Below are 4,031 nucleotides of genomic sequence, written 5' to 3'. Positions count from 1 at the left end.
GCGGCACCGGTGCCGACGAGCACCGGTGCGACGGCCGCCGGCAGGGTGCGCGGGCGTGCGCCCTCGAGCCATTCGGCTGCGGTCGCCATCGGGTTCTCCTTCGGTTCCGGCTGGTGCTGCCTGCGCAGCAGTCCGCCTCGGTCCGTCAGGACCCGGCCGCTCGCCGTCGGACGGCAGCCCTGTCCACCTTCCCGGGCCCCCGCAGGGGCAACGCGTCGACGAGCACCAGCGCCCGCGGAGCCGAGGCGGAGCCAAGAGTACGGCTCACCGCCTCCCGGAGCGCTGCGAGGGTCGGCGCGGGGCCCGGGCCCGGGACCACGACGGCGGTCACGCGCTGCCCCCACTCGGCGTCCTGGACCCCGACGACGCAGACCTCGGCGACGCCCGGCACCCCGGAGAGCGCGCCCTCGACGGCGGTCGGGGCGACGTTGACGCCGCCGGTGACGATGACGTCGTCGTGCCGTCCGACGACCTCGAGGCGCCCGCCGCGCAGGCGGCCGAGATCGGCCGTGCGGAACCACAGCGCCCCGTCGGCCCCTCGCTCGAAGCCGTCGGTGCTGAGCCGACCCTCGACCAGGTACCCGGAGGCGAGCACGGGACCCGCGATCCGGATCACACCGTCGTCCAGGCCGACCTCGACGTCGTCCAGCGGCAGACCGTCGTAGACGCAGCCGCCGGCGGTCTCCGTCATGCCATACGTGGTCACCACGCGCAGACCCAGCCGCCTCGCGTCCTCCAGCAGCGCGGGGGAGGCGGCGGACCCGCCGACGAGGATGGCGTCGAACCGGAGCAGGGGGGTGAGCTCAGGGGGGAGTGCGCCGTCGGGTGAGGTCGTGGCCGCTCGCACGATCCGATGGAGCTGGGTCGGGACGAGCGCGGTGTAGAGGGGGCCGGTGCCCGCGGCAGCGGCGACGCTCGCGGCGAGGGCCTCGGGCGAGCCCCCGCTCAGCAGCGGGTCGGTCCCGGCGACGATCGAGCGCACCAGGACCTGCAGCCCCGCGACGTGGTCCAGCGGGAGGGCGAGGACCCACCGCCCCGCGCCGCCGAGCCGCTCGTGCGTGCGGTGGGCGGAGGCGCGCAGGGCGGCGGCACCGAGCAGCACCCGGCGAGGCGAACCGGTGCTTCCCGAGGTCCGGATCGCCAGGCAGGTGTCCTCGGCGACACGCTCGGGGAGGGGCTCGGGCGGGCCCGCCGTGGGAGCGAGCGCCGGGCCCGTCCCGCCGAGCGCCGCCTCGATCGCAGCGAGCAGCGCCTCGGGCCCGGGCACGGCCGCGTCGACGAGCCACGGCATGAGCGGATGGTCCACCGTGCCAGCGTAGGTGCGCCGTACAGTGGCCCGTGCGCCGCTCCGCGGCCGCCCCGCCAGGACCGGTGCAAGGAGTCGCAGTGCAGATGTCGATCGACCACCACCCGCGCGCGCCCCGCCGCGAGTCGGCGAGGAGCACGACGGGTGCGCGCCGGCCGCGCGTCGCCGGAGCTCTGGGCTCGGTCCTGCTCGCCTCCGCGCTCCTCGCCGCCTGCGGCACCCCGACGGTCGAGCCGGCACCGGCGGTGACCGTGACTCCGTCGATCGAGCCGAGCAAGCAGGCGCCGCCCACCCCGGAGGTCCCGGTGACCTGGCCGCTGACCGGGGTGGCGACCGACGAGCTCGTCGACCGTCCGGCCGTCTCGGTGAAGGTCGAGAACACCTCCTCCGCCCGCCCGCAATCCGGGCTCGAGCAGGCCGACGTCGTCTGGGAGACGATCGTCGAGTTCGAGGTCTCCCGGCTCGTCGCCGTCTACCAGTCGCAGGTCCCGACGGAGGTCGGCCCGGTGCGCTCGGTGCGGCCGATGGACATCCCCATCGCCGCGTCGCTGCACGGCCCGCTGGTCTTCTCCGGCGGGCAGGCCGGGATCCTCGCTCTCGTCCCCGCTGCGGGGATCCAGGCCATCAGCCACGACGCGGGTGCGGCCGGCCTCGCGCGTGTCTCGTGGCGGTCCGCACCGCACAACGTGTACGGGAACGTGGAGACGTTCATGGCGAGCGCTGACTCCACGCACAGCTCGGCGCCCCCGGAGCAGTTCGTCTTCGCGCGGAGCCTGGAGACCTCCGGGGCCGTGCTCTCCGGGACCCCCGCCACGACGATCTCCTTCCGCCTCTCCGCGCAGTCCAGCCCGAGCTGGACCTGGGACGAGGGAAGCAGCCTGTGGCTGCGGTCGGAGGGCTCGACCCCGGCCATGGCGAACAGCGGTGCGCGGCTGTCGGCGACCAACGTGGTGGCCGTCACCGCTCCGCACCCCGACTCGGGTTTCGACGCCCAGCAGGGCGCACCGGTCCCCACCTACTCCCTGGTCGGCGAGGGTCCGGTGACCGTCGCGACCGGCGGGCGCACCGTCGAGGGGACCTGGCGCAAGAGCGCGACGGACGAGCCGCTCCAGCTCTTCGACGCGGACGGCTCGCCGCTCCTCCTCGCACCGGGCGCGACCTGGGTCGAGCTCGTCCCGCAAGGGACCGGCTCGTTCACGGTCGGCTGACCGCGCGGTAGCGGCTCGGAGGAGCCATGGGCGGCCCGGAGGACGAGGCGAGGCGCAGTGCGCTGCGTGCCGAGGCCGCTGCCCACGTGCGGCTCGCCTTCGACCGCGCCCCGATCGGGATGACGGTGGCCCGGCTCGACCCGGGCCACGAGGGCGAGCTCCTGCTCGTCAACGAGGCCTTCGCCCGACTGCTCGGCACGACGCCGGCCGACCTCATCGGCCGGCGGGGCCCCGAGTTCTCGCTCCCCGAGGACCGGGTGGTCGACCTGCAGGTGATGGCCGATCTCGCGGTCAGACGCCACGGCACCAGCCGACGCGAGAAGCGGCTGCGTCGCGTGGACGGGACGATCGTCTGGGTGCGCACCACGATCACCCCGATCGTGACCGCCGGGCAGCCGGAGCTCCTGCTGGCCCATGTCGAGGACATCTCCGACCGCCGGGGCGTCGAGGAGGAGCTCGCGCGCCGGGCGCTGTACGACGGTCTGACCGGGCTGCCGAACCGCGCCCTCCTGGTGGACGTCATCGAACTCGCCGAGCACCAGGAGGACGACGGACGCGGCCGGTTCGCCGTGCTGTACCTCGATCTCGACCGCTTCAAGGACGTCAACGACACCCTGGGGCACGCGGCGGGGGACGAGGTCCTGCGCGAGGTCGCGGGCCGGCTGGGCGCGGTGACCGCCGGGGACACGGACGCCCTCGCCGCCCGCCTCGCCGGTGACGAGTTCGTCGTGGTCACCCGGGTGGCGGACGAGCCGGCGGCGCGGGAGCTCGCGGCGCGGCTGTACGACACGGTGGCCCGGCCCATCGTCGTCGCCGAGCGCGCCCTGGTCGTCCGGCCGAGCATCGGGATCGCCCTGGCGGACGGTAGGCGGACGGGTGCCGAGGGGCTGCTGCACCGGGCCGACGCGGCGATGTACCACGCGAAGCACCGCGTCCGGCAGCCGTGGGCCGTGTACGACGAGGAGCTGGACGCGATCACGGCGCGACGGATCTCGGTCGAGGAGGACCTGCGCGCCGCGCTCGCCTTCGAGCGGTTCCGCCTGCTCTACCAGCCCGTCGTCGACCTCGCCGACGGGCGGGTCGTCGCGGCGGAGGCCCTGCTCCGGCTGGAGCACCCGGACCGGGGACTGCTCTCGCCGGCGGCCTTCATCGACACGGCAGAGGACTCCGACCTCATCCTCCCGATCGGCGCATGGGTGGTGGACGAGGCCACCCGTCAGCTCGTGCAGTGGCAGCGCCGGCGGCCCGACCTCCAGATGGCGGTCAACGTCTCGGCGCGCCAGGTGCGGCATCTCGAGCTCATGGACCTCGTCATGGGGTCGGCGCGCCGCCACGGGGCGGACCCGGCCGACCTCCACCTGGAGATCACCGAGCGGGTCCTCCTGGAGGCGAACGACGACGTCCTCGCCCAGCTGCGCGCCGTCACGGACCTCGGCTGCGAGCTCGCCATCGACGACTTCGGGACGGGGTACTCCTCCCTCGCGTACCTCACCCGGTTCCCCGTCACCGCGCTCAAG

At 74.9% G+C, this 4,031-nt stretch carries 3 protein-coding genes and 1 pseudogene; 2 read left to right on the top strand and 2 right to left on the bottom strand.

The annotated features are described in order from the left end of the window. A pseudogene (locus ABWK99_RS14405) lies at positions 1 to 89 on the bottom strand (1,4-dihydroxy-2-naphthoate polyprenyltransferase); the annotation flags it as partial. 56 nt (positions 90 to 145) lie between these two features. Beyond that, entirely contained in the window at positions 146 to 1,306 is a 1,161-nt protein-coding gene (locus tag ABWK99_RS14400) for an AMP-binding protein (protein ID WP_372595391.1), read from the bottom strand. Positions 1,307 to 1,392: 86 nt separating this feature from the next. Here ABWK99_RS14400 and ABWK99_RS14395 point away from each other — a divergent pair, with 86 nt between their 5' ends. Next, on the top strand, positions 1,393 to 2,514 hold the full coding sequence (locus tag ABWK99_RS14395; protein ID WP_372595390.1) for a DUF3048 domain-containing protein: 1,122 nt from the start codon (positions 1,393 to 1,395) through the stop codon (positions 2,512 to 2,514). A 26-nt stretch (positions 2,515 to 2,540) separates the two neighbouring features. Next, a partial coding sequence (locus tag ABWK99_RS14390) for a putative bifunctional diguanylate cyclase/phosphodiesterase (RefSeq protein WP_372595389.1) occupies positions 2,541 to 4,031 on the top strand: 1,491 nt, incomplete at its 3' end.

The organism is Actinotalea sp. (genome assembly GCF_041597215.1).
Lineage (GTDB): Bacteria > Actinomycetota > Actinomycetes > Actinomycetales > Cellulomonadaceae > Actinotalea.
Note: the sequence above shows the minus strand (reverse complement) of the source record. Positions and strands in the feature narration are given on the sequence as shown.

Excerpts from the sequence above, each read along its gene's own strand:
- ABWK99_RS14395 (WP_372595390.1), top strand. The coding sequence starts at position 1,393 with ATGTCGATCGACCACCACCCGCGCGCGCCCCGCCGCGAGTCGGCGAGG.